This window comes from Enterococcus sp. M190262 (assembly GCF_005843965.1).
In the GTDB taxonomy this organism is placed as follows: Bacteria; Bacillota; Bacilli; order Lactobacillales; family Enterococcaceae; genus Enterococcus_D; species Enterococcus_D gallinarum.
In genome coordinates, this window is sequence record NZ_CP040461.1 from 1,857,249 (window position 1) to 1,875,013 (window position 17,765).

The window sequence follows — 17,765 nt, forward strand, 5'->3', positions numbered from 1 at the left end:
GTCTTAGCGCAAACGCGCTAGAAGCCAGTGCGAAGCAAAGTAAGTATAGCCCCAATATGGAGTCATAAAGAACAACACACAGCGGCACTTGTACCTTTTGCTTTTTTAAGAAGGAACCAGGCAAGCTCTTTTCACTTTAATGAAAAGAGAGGAACAATGACGAGCGATACGTTTTAATGTTTACAAAAGATTTACATGGGTTTATCTATTCTTTACTTTAAATCAATCATGGGTTTACAAGGGGTTGCTAAACTAAGCATATAACGAAAGGAGATTTAACAAATGAAAAAACTGGGATTCTTAATTTTAGCAACAGGACTATTACTAGCTGGCTGTGGAAATAGCGGATCAAATGCTGCTGATAGCGGTCAAGCATCAAATGAATCAAGTGCTTCAGGAGCAGCGTCTGGAAATGTAGAAATTTTGGCTGTTGGATCAACTGCACTACAACCATTAGTTCAAGCTGCACAAGAAAGTTTCACCTCTGAAAATCCAAACTATATGATTACTGTTCAAGGCGGCGGTAGCGGCACAGGACTGAGCCAAGTAGAAGCTGGTGCTGTAACAATCGGTAATTCTGATGTTTTTGCTGAAGAAAAAGACGGAGTAGATGCTAGCAAATTGGTAGACCATAAAGTCGCCGTAGTTGGGATGGCTCCTGTAGTGAATAAAGAAGTTGGTGTTAAAGATATCAGCAAACAGGACTTGATTGATATCTTCACTGGTAAAACCAAAAATTGGTCTGAACTTGGTGGAAAAGACCAAGAGATCGCAGTGATCAACCGTGCCTCTGGTAGTGGTACACGGGCAACATTTGAAAAATGGGGACTTGACGGGGCCGAAACAATTCAAACCCAAGAACAAGACTCTTCTGGAACGGTTCGCAAAATCGTTGCAGAAACACCAGGAGCAATCAGCTATCTTGCTCTATCTTATCTGGATGATTCTTTACAAGCATTAACGATTGACGGTGTTGAAGCAACTCCAGAAAATATTGCTACAAATGACTGGAAAATTTGGTCTTACGAGCATATGTATACAAATGGCGAACCAGATGCAAACGTCAAAACATTTCTTGATTACATGTTGAGTGACGATATTCAACAAGGTGTGGTGAAAGAATTAGGATACTTACCAATCACAGAAATGAAAGTTGAACGTAGTGTTGAAGGGGAAGTTACGAATATAAACTAAGAAACTATAGTTATCAATGAATAGTCAGAGACGAAAAGGGCAAATAAATGTCCTTTTTTTCTGTATTTTTATGCTTTTTTCCTATAAAATGAAAAGGAGTAAAATTGAAAGGGGAAAGAAATGTCAAAACAGACAAAATACTTTGTATATATTTGTGCACTTTTGCCGCTACTGTTTTTAGGAAATACAGGAACTGTTTTAGCTATAGAAATTGAAAGCAGCAGTCAAACACTTACTACAGAAACAATGAATGAAACAAGTGCCTCTAACACCTCAACGACGGATAGCACAAGTACCGTGTCGTCAGATGCAGAGGGAGCTTCGAATACCAGTAGTTCAGAAAAGAGTAGTCAAGAAAGTACAAAAGAAGAAACACAAGCTTCAGATGAATCACAGCAAGAAACACAAGAAGAACCCGAAAAAATTTATGATGTTCAAGGTGGACTTGATCCGTCGAGCAGAAATCGTTCCGATTTGAAAGAACAGGTGGGCATTCAGCGGCGTTCTCTGCGTTCAGCAGACGTCGCGTTTATTGAAGCCGGAGACCCATCGACTCCTAGTCAGGATTTTATTGATGTCTCTTCTCACAATGGCATCATTAGCGTGGAACAATACAAGATTATCAAAAGTTATGGTATTTCTTCCGTGGTTGTGAAATTGACAGAAGCTACTTCTTATCGCAATCCATTAGCAGCATCTCAAATTGCGAATGCTCAAGCGGCAGGACTGGTAGTACATGCTTATCATTACAGTTGGTTCACGACAGAAGCGCAAGCTAAAGCAGAAGCCGAGTATTTTGTCAAATATGCCAAAGAATTGAAGCTGCCAACCTCAGCTTTGATGGTTAATGATATCGAGGACAATCAAATAATGGGAAAAGCAGATCATACTGCACTTTCTAAAGTATTTGCCAATCGTATCAAAGAATTAGGCTATAGTAATACCCATCATTACACTGGGGTACTTTGGGTCACTCAAAAAGCGATCGATCCTGCTGCACTTGGCTATAGTAATGTCTGGATCGCGAATTATCCGTATGTTCCTGCAGGACAAAAATTCACGGAATATAGTGCATGGCAGTGGACCTATAATCTTTCTTTCCCAGGAGTCAGTGGGACCTTCGATATGTCTTCTGACTATAAGAAATACTTTACTGGTCAGGGGCAAGGAGGAGCAATACCAGACAACCGCTACGCTACGATTACGAAAGATAACTACACGATTTGGCAGAATTTTTCTTGGAAGAAAAAAGCAGATTCAAAAGATTATTTGGGTCAAACGTTACAAATAAAATGTCGTTACGAACATAGTAACGGTAGTACGTACTATTCATTGTATGACAGGAAAGGTACATGGGTTGGGTATCTTAATTCCACAGGTGCAAAAACAGTAGATGGCGCGCAAGGCGCTTGGCAAGCAAAAGAAAAATATGTAAAATTTCAATCCATTGGAAATGTTTATCGTGATTTTACTTTTAATTCGACCGCACCGATAACAGCTGCTATGTTGAAAAATACTTATAAAGTTACGGGAAAGTATCACCACTTTAATGGAAAAATATATGATTCTATTAAGGATATAAATGGTAATTGGATCGGGTATGTTGAAGAGAGTAAACTGACGATTCAAGGCGATCAAGGTTCAGCGATTGCAGACAATCGTTATGCAACAATAACTGGGGCAAATCATTCAATATGGCAAAATTTTTCTTGGAAATTTCTTTCAAATACTGACGTTCTTTACAATCGAACATTTAAAATAAAATGTCATTATAAACATTTGAATGGTAGTGTGTATTTATCTCTCTATGATAATAAAGACAAATGGATAGGATATATTAATGCTAACGGAACCAAAATAAGTAATAATATTTCAGGAATGGCTATACCTAGCAACAAATATGTAACAATCAATACAAAAAATTATTCCATATGGCAGAATTTTTCTGGAAAAGAAAAGATGAAGAGTTCTAAAATTTATGGGAAAACGTATCAAGTAAAATGCTACTATAATCATTTTAATGGAAGTACCTATTACTCCTTATACGATAATCACGGAATATGGCAAGGTTACATTAACAGTACAGGAGTAAAAGAGGGAGCAAGTGCTGCAGGAATGGCTATATCTAGCAACAAATATGTAACAATTAATAGCAAAAATTATTCCATATGGCAGAACTTTTTATGGAAAGAAAAAAGAAAAAGTTCCGAATTGTATGGAAAAACGTATCAAGTAAAATGCTATTATAATCATTTTAATGGAAGTACCTATTACTCCTTATACGATAACCATGGAGTATGGCAAGGGTACATCAATAGTACAGGAGTAAAAGAGGGAACAAGTGCTGCAGGGATGGCTATACCCAGCAATAAGTATGTAACGATCAATACGAAAAATTATTCTATATGGCAAAATTTTTCTGGAAAAGAGAAGATGAAAAGCTCTGAGATTTATGGAAAAACGTATCAAGTAAAGTGTTATTACAATCATTTTAATGGTAGTACTTACTATTCTTTATATGATAATCGTGGAGTATGGCAGGGATATATAAATAGTACGGGAGTAAAATAGAAAACAAATGCTAGCGTAATACTCTCATTTAAGAATAAGTATGTCACGATCAGTATAAAAGAGAGTTCCCGGTTGGCTATTAAAAAGATCAAATAAATTTTTTATGTATTATGTGATAACAAAGGCATTTGGCAAGGTTATATTAATGAATCGGCCACTCGCCAAGTAAACTAAAAAATTCAGGACTTGCGTATAGATTACGCAGGTCCTGAATTTTTTTTGGTCTCAAGAGGAAGTGTGATCGTAAATGTTGAGCCAGCCCCTGGGAAGCTGTCAACTGTGATAGTGCCGCCTAACAGTTTCGTATAATCTTTAACGATGGCTAGTCCTAAGCCGGTTCCTCCTGAATTACGCGTACGAGCTTTATCTACGCGATAAAAACGTTCAAAGATCCGAACTTGATCTTCTCGATCTATACCGATCCCTTGGTCACGAACTGAAAGCTGTAATTGTTTTGCTCGATACGAATAGTCAACTTGGATGGTCCCTTGTGATTTGGAATAATTGACTGCATTTTCAATCAAATTTTTTAAGATTGGTTGCAGTAGCTCTCTTTTTGAGATGAAAATCAATTCTTCAGGACCATTGATGATAAAGGACAACTGTTTTTCTCGTGCAATTGGTTCATAGGAACGGATGATTTGCTCAATCAATGCTCGAAGGTTGATTTCTTGTGCGGTGTAATCAAATGAATGACTATCTTTGGATAGGAGAATAATCTCTTGAATCAAATTTTCTAGACGATAGGCATCTTTTTGGATGATTTTAAGGAACGAAACCAATGTTTCTCGATCTTCTAAGGCACCATCCAATAATGTTTCCGTAAAACCAATCAAAGAAGTGACTGGCGTTTTCAATTCATGAGAAACATTACCGACGAAATCTTTTTGCATTTTTTCTAATTGACGCACCCGAGTCAGATCATAAGAGATCCCTAACAACTCATTTTCATTAAAGAGACGCAATGTTACATCAAGAACTCGCGGATGATCATCACTCAAAGCAATTTCTTCTTGTAAAGAAGGGGTCTGCTCGTTCATGTGATAAATTAATTGAATCAACTGTGTATCATGAATCACTTCAGTGAATGGTTGTGGCAACTGAGGCAATGCTTCGATCCCTAGCTGCTCTTGCATGGTAGGGTTCAGCAATAACAATCGGTCATCCTGATCAATGATAAAAACCCCGATCATCAGTTCATTCAACAGGCCATACAATTGTTGCTCAGAAGCGGCATAAGCTTGATAGGTTCGACTCATTTGTTCACTCAATTGATTAATCGTCTGGTATAAGTCATCATGCTCAGGTGTTTCTTGCATAATGATCGCCTGTTGATCAGGAGAAGAAATCATTTTTTTTAGAACAGGCAAAATAGTCTGCACAGGACGATTTCTTTGACGTAACGCATGAAACGTCAAAAAGCTGACAAATAAACAAAATAGGAGATAAACGAAAAAGATCGAACGCTGAATGGTTTGGCTTTTAGCAAAAAAAGGTGCCGTTGGTTCAGCGATCCGCAAAATTTGCTGCAAGTTGCCATCTTCTTTGACAGGGATCGCAACATACAGCAATTCTTCATTCAATGTATCACTTTTTCGCAAAGACTGGCCCAGATTACTACCTTTTAAAACTGCCTGCACTTCAGGCCGGTTGGCTCTGCTTTCTTTTAAAGACGAATCGTAAGTATCGTAGATGATCCGCCCATCCTTGTCCAATAAAGTGATCCGGCTGGAACTATCCTGTACATAGGCATCAGCAAATTGTTGCAATGTCGCTGGTTGATTATCAGAAAGGTTCAAGAAAATCGCCGCTTTTTCTTCCAAGAAGTCTACTTGTTGGGCAATCACTTGCTGGCGATAGAAGCTGCTAAGAAACTGCCAGCAGATGATAAACAGTACGGCTAATAGCAGACTCCATAGGCCATAGCCAAAGCGTTTCATGAATGAGGCTCCTGAAATTTATAGCCAAATCCGCGAACTGTCACTAAATACTCGGGATGTTTCGGGTCACGTTCCAGCTTTTCGCGTAAATGACTGATATGCACATCAACGATTCGGCTTTGGCCATCAAAGTCAAAATTCCAAATGCGATTCAGCAGCGTATCGCGGTCGATCACACGGCCTTTCCGTTTCATGAAGTATATTAGCAGTTCAAACTCTTTTGGAGTCAGAAAAATCTTTTCTCCCTTGACGCTTACTTGGTAATTGGTCAAGTCTGCTAAAATGTCACCAATTTGCAACATTTCTGCTGGCTGATCCGAAAGATCTGCAGTGCCTCGCGGTTCCAACCGTCTAAAGATTGCTTTCATCCGAGCAAGCACTTCTCTAGGGCTAAAGGGCTTGGTCAAATAATCATCTGCTCCGATTTCAAGCCCAAGAATCCGATCAATCGGATCATCTTTAGCGGTTAAAACTAAAATAGGAGTCTCGATTTTTTCTTGTCGTAGTTTCTTGGTGATTTCGATACCGTCCATTTGCGGCAACATCACATCTAAGATAATGAAGTCAAAATCTTCAGATAGTGCCAGATCAACCCCCATTTTACCGTCGACAGCCGAAACGACTTGGTATCCTTCTTTTTCTAAATTGAATGTAAGTAAAGTAACGATAGATGGTTCATCATCTACCACGAGAATTTTTTTCATCATGAACTCCTTTCTTAACAAAGGAACAATCATTTTACGTTGTTCTAGCTATATTTTAGCATGAATAAAGAATTGGTACTATTGTCTACCACAAATAAATGCTATAATAAAGGACGATTTGAGAAGAAAGCTGAGGGTGTTCGATGATTGGAATCAGTGCATGTTTAGGTGGAGTCATGTGCCGCTATGACGGGCAGCATCAAGCGGTTGCTCAACTGGTTGAACTCGTTCAAACTGGTCAAGCAGTGATGGTCTGTCCAGAAGTCCTTGGTGGGTTGCCGATTCCTCGTGAGCCAGCAGAAATTGTTGGTGGGGACGGTAGAGATGTTTGGTCACAAAAAGCCAAAGTCATTACTGTCACTGGAGAAGATGTCTCAGAACAATTTATGAACGGCGCAAAGCTTGCCTATCAAAAATTACGCGATCTTGGGATCACGCAACTGATCTTAAAAGAAAAAAGTCCTTCTTGCGGCAGTCGGATTGTTTACGACGGCAATTTTTCAGGAGTCAAAAAAGAAGGTGTTGGTGTCGCCAGTGCTTATTTTCAACAACAAGGAATGACCGTGCTGTCGGATGTCGACTGGCTTGCTGAGCAGGAGGAAAATAATGGAGATTGAAAAAACCAATCGAATGAACGCGTTGTTTGAATTTTATTCTACACTGTTAACTGAGAAGCAGATGAATTATATGGAATTGTATTATGCAGATGACTTCTCATTAGGTGAGATTGCAGAAGAATACCATGTAAGTCGGCAAGCAGTGTATGATAATATCAAACGAACGGAAAAAATTCTTGAAGATTATGAAAAAAAACTACACATGTTTTCGGATTATATGATGCGGGAAGACTTGTTGGAGCAATTATCTGAGTACACCAAGACGCACTATCCCAAAGATGAGACATTGCGCTCGTTGATCGAAGAGATCCAAGAAATCGAAGAATAAAGGAATGAAAAAAGATGGCATTTGAAAGTTTAACAGAACGCCTACAGCAGGCGATGAGCAAACTGCGTAAGAAAGGGAAAGTTTCTGAAGCAGATGTAAAAGAAATGATGCGGGAGATTCGTTTGGCTTTATTAGAAGCCGACGTTAATTTACAAGTAGTCAAGGAATTTACCAAAAATGTTCGTGAACGTGCAGTTGGAGCAGAAGTCTTAGACAGCTTATCTCCCGCGCAACAAATCGTCAAGATCGTTGATGAGGAACTGACCAAAACATTAGGTTCTGAAACAGTTGGTATTGAGAAATCACCAAAAATCCCGACTGTTATTATGATGGCTGGTCTGCAAGGGGCCGGTAAAACGACATTTGCTGGGAAATTAGCCAACCATTTGATCAAGACAGAAAATGCGCGGCCTTTGATGATCGCAGGAGACGTGTACCGTCCAGCAGCGATCGATCAGCTGAAAGTTTTAGGCCAACAATTAGATGTACCAGTTTTTGATATGGGAACCGATGTCAGTCCTGTTGAGATCGTTCGTCAAGGGATGGCATTGGCAAGAGAAAAGAAAAATGATTATGTCCTAATCGATACTGCCGGTCGTTTACACATCGATGAAACATTGATGGATGAATTGAAGCAGATCAAAGAGTTAGCACAGCCGAATGAAATCCTCTTAGTCGTTGATGCGATGACTGGACAAGATGCCGTGAATGTCGCCGACAGCTTCAATCAACAATTAGGTATTACTGGGGTCGTTATTACGAAACTAGATGGGGATACTCGTGGGGGTGCTGCGCTTTCCATTCGACAAGTGACTGGTGCGCCAATCAAATTTACCGGTACTGGGGAAAAACTGACAGACTTAGAAGTCTTTCACCCTGATCGGATGTCCAGCCGTATTTTAGGTATGGGAGACATGTTGACGCTGATCGAAAAAGCCCAACAAGATTACGACGAGAAAAAAGCAGAAGAATTAGCGCAAAAAATGAAAGAAAATTCCTTCGACTTCAATGACTTTGTTGAGCAGATCGACCAAGTGATGGGCATGGGACCTATCGAAGATCTTTTGAAGATGATTCCAGGAATGAGTCAAATGCCAGGTATCGAAAACGTCAAAGTCGATCCGAAACAAATCGCGCGTCAAAAAGCGATGGTCTATTCAATGACGCCTGCAGAACGGGAGAATCCTGATTTGCTGAATCCAAGTCGTCGTCGTCGGATCGCAGCGGGGTCTGGAAATAGCGTGGTCGAAGTCAATCGGATGATCAAACAATTCAAAGAATCCCGAAAAATGATGCAACAAATGACCAAAGGGAATATGAATATCCCGGGTATGGATCAAATGTTTGGCGGCGGTGTTAAAGGAAAATTAGGTAAAATGGCGATGAACCGAATGGTCAAAAAACAAAAGAAGAAAAAGAAAAAACGTAAATAATTAACTGAAATAAGCAAGCAGCCGTTATGCTGATCACCATGAAAAGTATCGAAAAGATTCTAGGATCATTTCTGATACTAGAAGATGGTTTGGTCGACAACGGTTGCTTTTTTCGTTTGCGGTCTTCTGTTCGTCAGTTGCTTGTTTGGAAAGGGAATACCTATCAGTTGGATTGATAGCTGAAATGTAATATAGCGACCTTTGAACATGTATCGGCTGAGCAAGGATAGATGGTTTAACTAGCTGATCCAAGTAGATTCATTAAGTACTTGAACGCGTTGCAAGGCAAAATATTCGTGCTTTAGACGGATAGATGCTACTATTTATTTATAGTAATTGAAAGGAGCAAGTGACGATGACAAACAAAGATCGAGTTGAAGGTAAAATTACTGAAACAAAAGGGAAAGTTACGGGCGATGACTCCGAAGAATTAAAAGGGAAAACCCAAAACGAATACGGTAAAGTGAAAGATAAAGTAGAAGACTTTTCAGATGACGTTTCTCGCAAAGTGAATCATTTCTTTGATAAACATGACGATAAAGATAAGCCTAACCGCTAATTTAACTGAAACAACCGTTAACGATTTCGTTAACGGTTGTTTTTTTCTTTTAAAAAGGAAGACTGTCAAAGAAGTGCTAGCTGACAGTCCGGTTATTCATAAAGCGACGAGCATGCCACCATTTTTTGATTGCTTTCGGATAAACCAATAGGAAGCTGACTACAAGACAGACCACTAAGTAAATACAAATCGAAACGATAGTTCTCGTTTGAGAGAAGTCGTCATAATAGAGTTGGACCAGCAACCAATTCATATTGATCAAGTAGAACCAAGTACCAATGGCCATCACTAAAAAGACGGGCAATCGAAAGGCGGGAACCGTCAGATAGTCGCCGTCATTTTCTAAGGAGATGCGGGCAAACACTTCTTGAGCAGCAGCAATCAACAACAAGGATAGGAGTAGTGTGGCGAAGACTGCCCGCCAATTGACTGGTAAGCCATTGGGCCAGTCATTCCAAAGATTGTTCAATACTAAGTGCCCCCCTTTTCCATAGAAGAAAAAGCTCAGAAATTCTTGCAGATTATAGTAAAAACTGTAAAAACCGCTCATCAAGAAAAAAATCAAAACGATCGTTAATGGACCGAAAAAGAGATTGCCCAAAAGCACCCCTAATAAGGATCCGATGGCTGTCACTGCCAAATTTCCTACAAACGTACCAACACCAGATGCGAATAGATCTGATAGCGGAATTTGGAAATATTCGGAGGGAATCATCAAGTAGCGAATGCAAATATTGCTCAAAATACCAATGATTAAAGCGAAACTGACCGGTGCAAATAAGAAAACCGCTTTTTGACGGAAAATCTGTCGTTTTTTAAACGGCAATGAGAATAAAAAACGATTGAAATTTGTCTTTTGATCAATGAAAAAACTAAGAAAACCAAAAACAAACAATAATGGAAGAATAAAATAAGCGCCTGAGGTATTGAAATTAGCAATATACGTATCCTGTCCATTACTTTCTGGTACCGGCCTATTATAAATGAGCAAGTTTTCATCCTTGTATTCATCGATCGATGAGTAATAGACTGGTTTTTCTCCGTTATAGTCCTTAATATAGTAATCAGGATGCTCTTGGAAATCTTTCTTGAATTCTTCTGAATCAAAATAGTTCTTTTGATTGTGCCAAGAACGTTGGGTATCCCAGCCCATTCCTGCATAAATCAAAACCAAGACCAGACAAAAGCCAAGCAACAGTTTGCCATATCGCTGGCAATAAATTTGTTTTAACATTTTCTTTCACCTCTAACCTTTCAACAAGGATTCTTGACTCAAATTGGCTTCAAATAAATCTTCCAAGGTCAATGGGAGTTCTTCAAAGAGCAACGGCTCTAGTTGCCGGATCTGTTCTTCTAATGCCGCGTCGTATTCTTCGAACAAAGCAACAATCACCCGCCCTTGACGATTGATCAATTTCGAATGCTGTTTGATCATTGGCGGTACCTGTTTCCCACGAAAGACGAATTGAATTTTACGGGCATTTTCCCGCATCGTTTCTAACCGATAATCTTTAGCGATTGTTCTTCCTTTGATTAAAAGGGCTCGGTCGATAATGTTCTCAAGCTCATTTAGATTATGAGAAGCGATGATGGCTGTGCGATTAGATTCACTCAAGTTTTCTAACAAAAGGCCAATGACCTTTTTGCGTACAATAATATCTAAACCGTCAAAAGGTTCGTCCAATAGCAAGTAATCGGCATTTGAAGCAATGGCTAAGATCATTTTATACAATCCTTGCATGCCTTTAGACATTCGGCGATACGAATGGCCAAGCGGCAATCCATTACTCTGCATCAGCTCAAGATAAAGGTTTTGATTAAAGTGGGAATAAGCGAGACGATAAAAGGCATTGATTTTTTTCAATGAATACGCCGCTAAAAAGTTCTCTTTTTCATCGATATAAAATAAGTTTTCCTTTAGTTGTGGCTTCTGAGCCAATGATTGACCATCAATCATGATTTCGCCGCCGTCTAAAGCGTACTGTCCTGAGAGTGTACGGAAAAGCGTGGTTTTTCCAGAGCCGTTGCGCCCAATCAAGCCAACGATTTCATTTTTGCGCAATGAAAATGTAACATCTTCTAGAATAGTAGTCCCTTCAATTTTCTTTGTAACGCCTTCTAGGTTCATTTATTGATCCCTCCCAGTTCTTCTTCAAAAACAGTGACCCAAGCAGTGATTTCTTGGATGCTGATCTGCAAATGTCCTGCCTCGATCACTAATTCTTTCAATCGTTCTTTTAATTGTTGGATGCGCCGCTCGTCGCGTGGAACACTATCCAGTGCTTTGACAAACGTTCCTTTGCCTTTGATGGTGATCAAGACCTGCTCATTTTCTAATATTTTGTAGGCCTTGCTGACGGTATTTGGATTCATCAACAAGCGTTTGGCCATCTCACGAACCGAAGGAATTTGATCACCCGGTCTCAAAACACCATGCAAGATGTCTTCTTTGATGCTCAATATCAGCTGCTCGTAATAAGGTTTGCTGCTTGTCTTGTTGATCATGACCATGTACTCAGCCCCTTTCATTTATGTGTACTAGTATACGTAGTACACTATCAAAAGTAAAGAACTTTTGCTAAAATAAGACAAAAAGGAGGAGTGACTATGACTCGTTGTGGTTGGGCAACAAGTAGTCCCGCAATGCAAGAGTACCATGATCATGTCTGGGGGAAACCGGAGTATGATGATCAGCAGTTGTTTCGTAAGTTGGTTTTAGATATGAATCAAGCAGGGCTGAGTTGGCAAACGATTTTGAACAAGATGTCAAATTTTGATCAAGCATATGATCACTTTGATATTGAGACAGTAGCCAATTATTCGGAGGAAAAAATTCTAGCACTGATGGATGATCCCGGTATTATTCGTAATCGCAGAAAAATAGAAGCGGCAGTTCATAATGCACAACTCGTATTAGCGATTCAGCAAGAAATCGGCAGTTTTTCTGATTTTTTATGGCGTTATGTCGACCATCGACCCGTCATCAATCATTTTCAAACACAATCAGAAGTACCCACCCATTCACCAATTTCTGATCGCTTGGCGAAAGATTTGAAAGCCCGTGGCTTTAAGTTTGTAGGAACGACGACAATCTATGCATTCATGGAAGCTGTAGGAATGGTTAACGATCACCTGACAAGCTGTATCTGTTACGAGGAACGTTAGAAAGAAGACGAGAAAAATCGAGGAGGAGTCATATATGGGAAAACTGGTTTTTTATGGCGCTATCAGTTTAGATGGCTATTTAGCTGGAGCAAAGGATCAATTGGACTGGTTGTTGGAGACCGATACGGGGACAAGTACTACGTATGAGAAATTTTTTGAAACGATTGATGCAACAGCGATGGGCCGTAAGACGTACGAAGAAGCCAAAAAAATGTTGGCGACGGAGAAGCTCTATCCAGAAAAAGAAAATTATGTGTTTTCCCGTCAGATGCAGACCGATTTAACGGACGCAGTAGTTGTGGATCAAGACCCGGTTGCTTTTTTATCACAATTGAAAAAAGAGAAAACGGTTTGGTTGGTTGGCGGTGGAAAGTTATTGCACCCTTTATTGGAAGCAGATCTGATTGATGAATGGTATGTACAGATCGCTCCTGTGTTATTAGGAACAGGCAAGCGCTTGTTTGAGCCAGGAGAGTATACTGCTCGTTTACAATTCGTGGATATGACGCAAATGGGTGAACTCGTAGAGATCCACTATCAACGGAAATAGATGGCTTGCTTTCTGAGTTTCTCTTTTTCTGTGTTGCAGATACTTCCTTATGATTCACTCAGAGTTTACATTGAACCATCCAGCAAAAAAACGCACACTCACTGGTTTCCCTTATGGGATAGATCAGTGAGTGTGCGTTTCTTATCTGACTGTCACAAAATCGTGACCGGTTTTTAGTTGTAACGGTTAAACAAGTCGATGTAGTTGTCAACGATTGTTTGGAAGAAGTTGACGGTATCTTCTTTGATCGTATTGTTTTCATCGATCAAGTTCATGATTCCACCGATATAAGCTTCTGGTTGTTGCAAAGTCGGCATATCTAAGAATACCAATGATTGACGTAGGTGATGGTTCGCACCAAAACCAGCGATCGCACCTGGTGAAACACTTACGACTAAAGCAGGTTTCCCGCTCCAGCTGCTTGCTCCATAAGGACGTGAACCGACATCCAAGGCATTTTTCAATGCTGCTGGTACAGAACGATTGTACTCTGGTGTAAAGAAGAATACACCGTCCACACTTTGCAATTCATTACGGAATGTTGTCCATTCTGTAGGCACTTTGCCTTCTACTTCCAAGTCTTCATTATAAAATGGGAGATTGCCGATTTCTAAAAAGACAGCTTCGAAATCTTCTGGCAATAATTCTGCAAATTTCTTCGCTACCAGCTTGTTATAAGAGCCTTCGCGTAAACTACCAACGATAAAACCAATTTTTTTTGTCATGTTGAATTCCTCCTCATATCTTTTACATGTTTTATCTTACCAAAAGTAAGTAAAACTGACAAATAAAAAGCATTTGCCTAAAAAATCCAGTCATAAAGCGATGTCTCAGCTATAATGACTGTCTCTCTCTAATGATATGCGTTGCAGGAAAATCTGGCAAAAGATAACCTATAGAAGAAAGAAACAGAAAAAAAGAGACTGTAAAGAAAAAACTCTTTACACCGTCAGTAAAACCTGTTAAACTAGCTCTTGTGATTAAAACAATGGAGGTGTAAATAATGGCAGTAAAAATTCGTTTAAAACGCATGGGTTCTAAAAAGAAACCTTTTTACCGTATTGTCGTAGCAGATTCACGTTCTCCTCGTGACGGACGTTTCATCGAAACAGTAGGTACTTACAATCCTTTGCAAGACCCAGCTGAAGTGACAATCAAAGAAGATTTGATTCTTGATTGGTTATCAAAAGGTGCGCAACCTTCTGATACAGTACGCAATATTCTTTCAAAAGAAGGCGTAATGAAAAAACACCACGAAGCTAAATTCACTAAGAAATAAGGTGACGACGGATGAATGATTTGCAAGAATTAGTCTTAACGATCGTTTCACCATTAGTGACCAAACCTGAGGAGATCCAGCTTGATGTGGTTGAATCAGAAGATTTCTTTGAATATAATCTTACAGTTGCTCCGGAAGATATCGGACGAATCATTGGTAAACAAGGTCGGGTGGCTAAAGCAATCCGGACGATCGTTTACGGGGTTCGCACCAACGGCCCCAAAAAGGTCCGTTTAAATATCATTGATGGAAAGTAATTGATCGCATCACTCATTGAGTGATGCTTTTTTCTATCCTGTTAGTTCATGCTCAAGACCTATGACAGATCGGCTGATTTTTGAGATAATAAAAAAAAGGAGGCGGGAGTATGTCACAAGTGATTGCATGGATCCTATTTATTTTTGTTTTGATCTTTATTTATAAAGTGGGGTCATTTATCTGGCGCACATTAGGCGTATTGTTTTTGCTATTTTTACTATGGATCTATCGGGATGTCATCTTTACACAAGTTAGTCAATGGACACGAGATTTCCGCTGGGACCAACTACCAACTTATTTGGACCAAGGAATTCAATGGGTAAAAGACGGCTGGCAAGCCTTGCAAAGCTGGATTTCGAATAGGATTAGCTAGGAACAGGAGACAAGCAAAGTTGTTTGTCTTTTTATTTTGGAAAAGGTATGCTCTATAAAAAGGGGGAAATCATCATGAAAAAAGAAATAGGTCTCCTAGTGACAGTATTGGCCATTGGGGCATTAGCAGGATGCGACACGAAAAATAATACGGATAAGTCTGAGTCAACCCATTCAAGCACTCATACTAGTACAACCATTTCTTCTGAAAGCAGTAGCAGTAGTAGTGAGGCAGCCTCCAGCAGTGCCGCGCAAACTTCAAGTAAGACAGTTACCCAAGCAGGAACACTGGATCAGTTGTCAGCTGCTTTTCCGCAGGATCGCTTGCCATCAGAGGTGGCGCTGACGGAGCAAAAGACCTTGAATGCTGCAACCGACGAAGGGACAGATCAACTCTCTATCCTCTATTATCAGTTAAATGATCAACGAGAATTGAATGATCCATCATTGAACAATGAGACACCAATCGCTAGCTACAAAAATGCTGCTTACGAAAATGAAGACCAAGCGGCGGAGGCTGTACATGCGAACCTTGATGAAGGCGGACAGGCGGTCGATCTAGGACATAACATCACTGGTCATATGCAAGGTGCAGCTGGTTCCAGTTATCTAAGTTGGCAAGAAGGCAATTGGAACTTGACGGTACGAGCAGTCAATCAAGAAAATCAAGATCCCGTGCCAGTAGCAAAAAAAATCGTGGCCTATTTAGAAGAAGCTATGCTGCCCGCTCCAGGAATTGGTCAAATCACCATTGATATGGGAAAATCAGATTACACGGCTAACAGCGTTTCTTGGCAAGACGGTAAGATCACTTATACCTTGCAACATCAAGATCCTTTATCCGCATTGAAAATGGCTGTCTCAATGAATCAATAAAAGAGCCAATCTAACGTGTAGGAGGAAGTCATGCAAATTACGTATTTATCTGATCCTCAAGAAAAGAAACAGATCGCACAAACCATTCTGGCTGATTTGCCGGAATGGTTCGGTCTGCCTGAAAGCACTGCCGATTATATTGAAAAAAGTGCCTATCAAGAAATGATCGTAGTAGAAAACAAAGGTTTTTTGACCCTTGTAAAAACAAGTCCAGCGACTGCTGAGATCTATGTTATGGGCGTATTGAAAGCCGATCACCATCAAGGAATCGGCAGCCAATTGATCCAAGAAGCCATCCGTTGGTGCCAACGAGAAAGTATGGCCTTTTTACAGGTTAAGACATTGGCAGAGACGCATCCAGACCAATATTATCAGCGTACACGAAACTTTTATCGATCTATGGGATTCTTGCCAGTGGAAACTTTTCCCACCCTTTGGGGAGCGGAAAATCCATGCTTGTTGATGATCCAAGCAGTTCCTCCTCGGGAAAACACTAGAATTCCTTAACTGCCCATGCTAAAATGAGAAGGATTATAAAGGAAATGAGGACCAATCGTGACTGAATTTTTAAATGTAGGAAAAATTGTCAATACCCACGGAATCCGGGGAGAAGTACGAGTAATCTCGCAAACCGATTTCCCAGAAGAACGCTACCGTAAAGGGCAACGATTAACACTGTTTCGAGAAAATAAAGCACCGCTGGAATTAACCGTCGCTGGTCATCGTAAACACAAGAATTTTGATTTATTGACATTCGAGGGGTACCCCACGATCAATGATGTGGAACCTTTGCGAGACGGTATCTTAAAAGTTTCAAAAGACGAATTAAGCGAACTAACAGAAAATGAATATTACTATCATGAAATCATCGGCTTGACCGTCATTGATGAGCAAGCCAGAGAACTAGGAAAAATCAAAGAAATCCTATCTCCCGGTGCCAATGATGTTTGGGTAGTCCAACGCAAAGGCAAAAAAGATGCGTTGATTCCCTACATCGAATCAGTGGTAAAGCAAATTGATTTGGATAAAGGCGAAGTGCATATTGAGATCCCAGAAGGGTTGTTGGATGATGAGGATTGATGTTTTAACCTTATTCCCAAGAATGTTTGACGGCCCAATGGGGGAATCGATCATTGGAAAAGCTCGGGAAAAAGAGCTTCTAGAAATCAATGTCTCAAACTTTCGCGAATTTTCGGACAACAAACACCAAACAGTAGATGACTACCCTTATGGCGGAGGGGCAGGGATGCTGCTGAAAGTTCAGCCGATCTATGATAATTTAAAAGCGATCGAAACTGCCACCCCGCAAACCAAAAAACGTATTATCTTGTTAGACCCTGCCGGTAAGAAATTCGATCAAAAAATGGCCGAATCTTTTTCGCAAGAAGAGCATCTGGTATTTATCTGCGGACATTATGAAGGGTATGATGAACGAATTCGTTCGCTAGTGACGGATGAAGTTTCTCTCGGGGATTATGTTTTGACTGGTGGCGAATTAGGCGCGATGGTGATGATCGATGCGACCGTTCGTTTGCTGCCTGAAGTGCTAGGAAACGAGACGTCTGCGCAGACTGATTCCCACTCCACAGGGTTGCTTGAACACCCGCAGTACACGCGACCAGCAGAATTTCAAGGGATGACGGTCCCACCAGTCTTGATGAACGGCAACCACAAACTGATCGAAGAATGGCACTTAAAAGAATCCTTGAGACGAACTTATCATCGGCGACCTGATATGTTGGCGGATTATCCCCTAACAGCAGAAATGAAAAAAATGCTACAAGAGATCGCCGAAGAAGCTTCGGCAGAGGATGAATCAAAGTAAGAAATCTCAGTATCTAGAATCGCACCTGCAATCAAATGAAACCACCACAACGGATACTAGAAGCACCAGTCTAGTCCGTTGTCTTTTTTATAGA

Annotated in this window: 21 protein-coding genes; 15 read left to right on the top strand and 6 right to left on the bottom strand. The window is 40.3% G+C overall.

All coding sequences use genetic code 11. From position 1 onward, the window contains the following. The first annotated feature begins 282 nt into the window (after positions 1-282). Together FE005_RS08705 and FE005_RS08710 are read left to right on the top strand one after the other, a co-directional pair. Positions 283-1,194, top strand: coding sequence for a phosphate ABC transporter substrate-binding protein PstS family protein (locus tag FE005_RS08705; RefSeq protein ID WP_005471921.1), 912 nt, complete (start codon positions 283-285; stop codon positions 1,192-1,194). A gap of 120 nt (positions 1,195-1,314) precedes the next feature. Next, a complete protein-coding gene (locus FE005_RS08710) occupies positions 1,315-3,765 on the top strand; it encodes a GH25 family lysozyme (RefSeq protein WP_230321093.1) in 2,451 nt (816 codons plus the stop codon). A 197-nt stretch (positions 3,766-3,962) separates the two neighbouring features. Here FE005_RS08710 and pnpS read toward each other — a convergent pair whose 3' ends face one another. Together pnpS and FE005_RS08720 are read right to left on the bottom strand one after the other, a co-directional pair. After that, positions 3,963-5,705, bottom strand: a complete 1,743-nt coding sequence (gene pnpS, locus FE005_RS08715; RefSeq protein ID WP_003127673.1) for a two-component system histidine kinase PnpS — start codon at positions 5,703-5,705, stop codon at positions 3,963-3,965. After that, positions 5,702-6,409, bottom strand: a complete 708-nt coding sequence (locus tag FE005_RS08720; RefSeq protein WP_003127674.1) for a response regulator transcription factor — start codon at positions 6,407-6,409, stop codon at positions 5,702-5,704. Before FE005_RS08720 ends, pnpS begins: the two co-directional genes overlap by 4 nt. 143 nt (positions 6,410-6,552) lie before the next feature. Here FE005_RS08720 and FE005_RS08725 point away from each other — a divergent pair, with 143 nt between their 5' ends. The 4 genes from FE005_RS08725 to FE005_RS08740 all read left to right on the top strand — a co-directional run bounded on the left by FE005_RS08725 (position 6,553) and on the right by FE005_RS08740 (position 9,346). Further along, entirely contained in the window at positions 6,553-7,026 is a 474-nt protein-coding gene (locus tag FE005_RS08725) for a DUF523 domain-containing protein (RefSeq protein ID WP_081131248.1), read from the top strand. Then, entirely contained in the window at positions 7,016-7,354 is a 339-nt protein-coding gene (locus FE005_RS08730) for a putative DNA-binding protein (protein WP_003127676.1), read from the top strand. Before FE005_RS08725 ends, FE005_RS08730 begins: the two co-directional genes overlap by 11 nt. Before the next feature lie 14 nt (positions 7,355-7,368). After that, complete coding sequence (ffh, locus tag FE005_RS08735) at positions 7,369-8,787, top strand: signal recognition particle protein (RefSeq protein WP_003127677.1); 1,419 nt, start codon at positions 7,369-7,371, stop codon at positions 8,785-8,787. A gap of 355 nt (positions 8,788-9,142) precedes the next feature. Next, entirely contained in the window at positions 9,143-9,346 is a 204-nt protein-coding gene (locus tag FE005_RS08740) for a CsbD family protein (protein ID WP_138371653.1), read from the top strand. A gap of 76 nt (positions 9,347-9,422) precedes the next feature. Here FE005_RS08740 and FE005_RS08745 read toward each other — a convergent pair whose 3' ends face one another. Genes FE005_RS08745 through FE005_RS08755 form a run of 3 tightly spaced genes read right to left on the bottom strand, consistent with a single transcriptional unit; the run spans position 9,423 to position 11,857 of the window. Further along, positions 9,423-10,580 (bottom strand): ABC-2 transporter permease, encoded by a 1,158-nt coding sequence (locus FE005_RS08745; RefSeq protein WP_138371654.1) that lies wholly within the window; start codon positions 10,578-10,580, stop codon positions 9,423-9,425. Positions 10,581-10,592: 12 nt separating this feature from the next. Then, complete coding sequence (locus FE005_RS08750) at positions 10,593-11,474, bottom strand: ATP-binding cassette domain-containing protein (protein WP_005471930.1); 882 nt, start codon at positions 11,472-11,474, stop codon at positions 10,593-10,595. Further along, positions 11,471-11,857 (bottom strand): GntR family transcriptional regulator, encoded by a 387-nt coding sequence (locus tag FE005_RS08755; RefSeq protein ID WP_003127681.1) that lies wholly within the window; start codon positions 11,855-11,857, stop codon positions 11,471-11,473. Before FE005_RS08755 ends, FE005_RS08750 begins: the two co-directional genes overlap by 4 nt. Before the next feature lie 96 nt (positions 11,858-11,953). Between FE005_RS08755 and FE005_RS08760 the strand changes: the two genes are divergently transcribed. Together FE005_RS08760 and FE005_RS08765 are read left to right on the top strand one after the other, a co-directional pair. Then, positions 11,954-12,511 carry a DNA-3-methyladenine glycosylase I gene (locus FE005_RS08760; protein WP_005471934.1) on the top strand — a complete coding sequence of 186 codons (558 nt, stop codon included), beginning with the start codon at positions 11,954-11,956 and terminating at the stop codon, positions 12,509-12,511. A 34-nt stretch (positions 12,512-12,545) separates the two neighbouring features. Beyond that, on the top strand, positions 12,546-13,061 hold the full coding sequence (locus FE005_RS08765) for a dihydrofolate reductase family protein (protein WP_138371655.1): 516 nt from the start codon (positions 12,546-12,548) through the stop codon (positions 13,059-13,061). A gap of 173 nt (positions 13,062-13,234) precedes the next feature. On the opposite strand, the gene FE005_RS08770 is transcribed toward FE005_RS08765, so the two are convergent. Then, on the bottom strand, positions 13,235-13,786 hold the full coding sequence (locus FE005_RS08770; RefSeq protein ID WP_138371656.1) for an NADPH-dependent FMN reductase: 552 nt from the start codon (positions 13,784-13,786) through the stop codon (positions 13,235-13,237). Between the two features lie 278 nt (positions 13,787-14,064). Between FE005_RS08770 and rpsP the strand changes: the two genes are divergently transcribed. From rpsP to trmD, 7 genes are all read left to right on the top strand, one after another. Beyond that, entirely contained in the window at positions 14,065-14,340 is a 276-nt protein-coding gene (gene rpsP, locus FE005_RS08780) for a 30S ribosomal protein S16 (RefSeq protein ID WP_003127685.1), read from the top strand. Between the two features lie 11 nt (positions 14,341-14,351). Beyond that, positions 14,352-14,597 (top strand): KH domain-containing protein, encoded by a 246-nt coding sequence (locus FE005_RS08785; RefSeq protein WP_003127686.1) that lies wholly within the window; start codon positions 14,352-14,354, stop codon positions 14,595-14,597. A gap of 110 nt (positions 14,598-14,707) precedes the next feature. Further along, complete coding sequence (locus FE005_RS08790) at positions 14,708-14,971, top strand: hypothetical protein (RefSeq protein WP_081131250.1); 264 nt, start codon at positions 14,708-14,710, stop codon at positions 14,969-14,971. A gap of 74 nt (positions 14,972-15,045) precedes the next feature. Continuing rightward, on the top strand, positions 15,046-15,846 hold the full coding sequence (locus FE005_RS08795; protein WP_138371658.1) for a hypothetical protein: 801 nt from the start codon (positions 15,046-15,048) through the stop codon (positions 15,844-15,846). 30 nt (positions 15,847-15,876) lie between these two features. Next, on the top strand, positions 15,877-16,353 hold the full coding sequence (locus tag FE005_RS08800) for an N-acetyltransferase (RefSeq protein ID WP_081131251.1): 477 nt from the start codon (positions 15,877-15,879) through the stop codon (positions 16,351-16,353). 48 nt (positions 16,354-16,401) lie between these two features. Then, a complete protein-coding gene (gene rimM, locus FE005_RS08805; RefSeq protein WP_003127690.1) occupies positions 16,402-16,926 on the top strand; it encodes a ribosome maturation factor RimM in 525 nt (174 codons plus the stop codon). Further along, positions 16,916-17,671: a tRNA (guanosine(37)-N1)-methyltransferase TrmD gene (gene trmD, locus FE005_RS08810; protein WP_138372202.1), complete on the top strand. Its 756-nt coding sequence runs from the start codon at positions 16,916-16,918 to the stop codon at positions 17,669-17,671. The genes rimM and trmD overlap by 11 nt, the downstream gene beginning before the upstream one ends. The last annotated feature ends 94 nt before the right edge of the window (positions 17,672-17,765 follow it).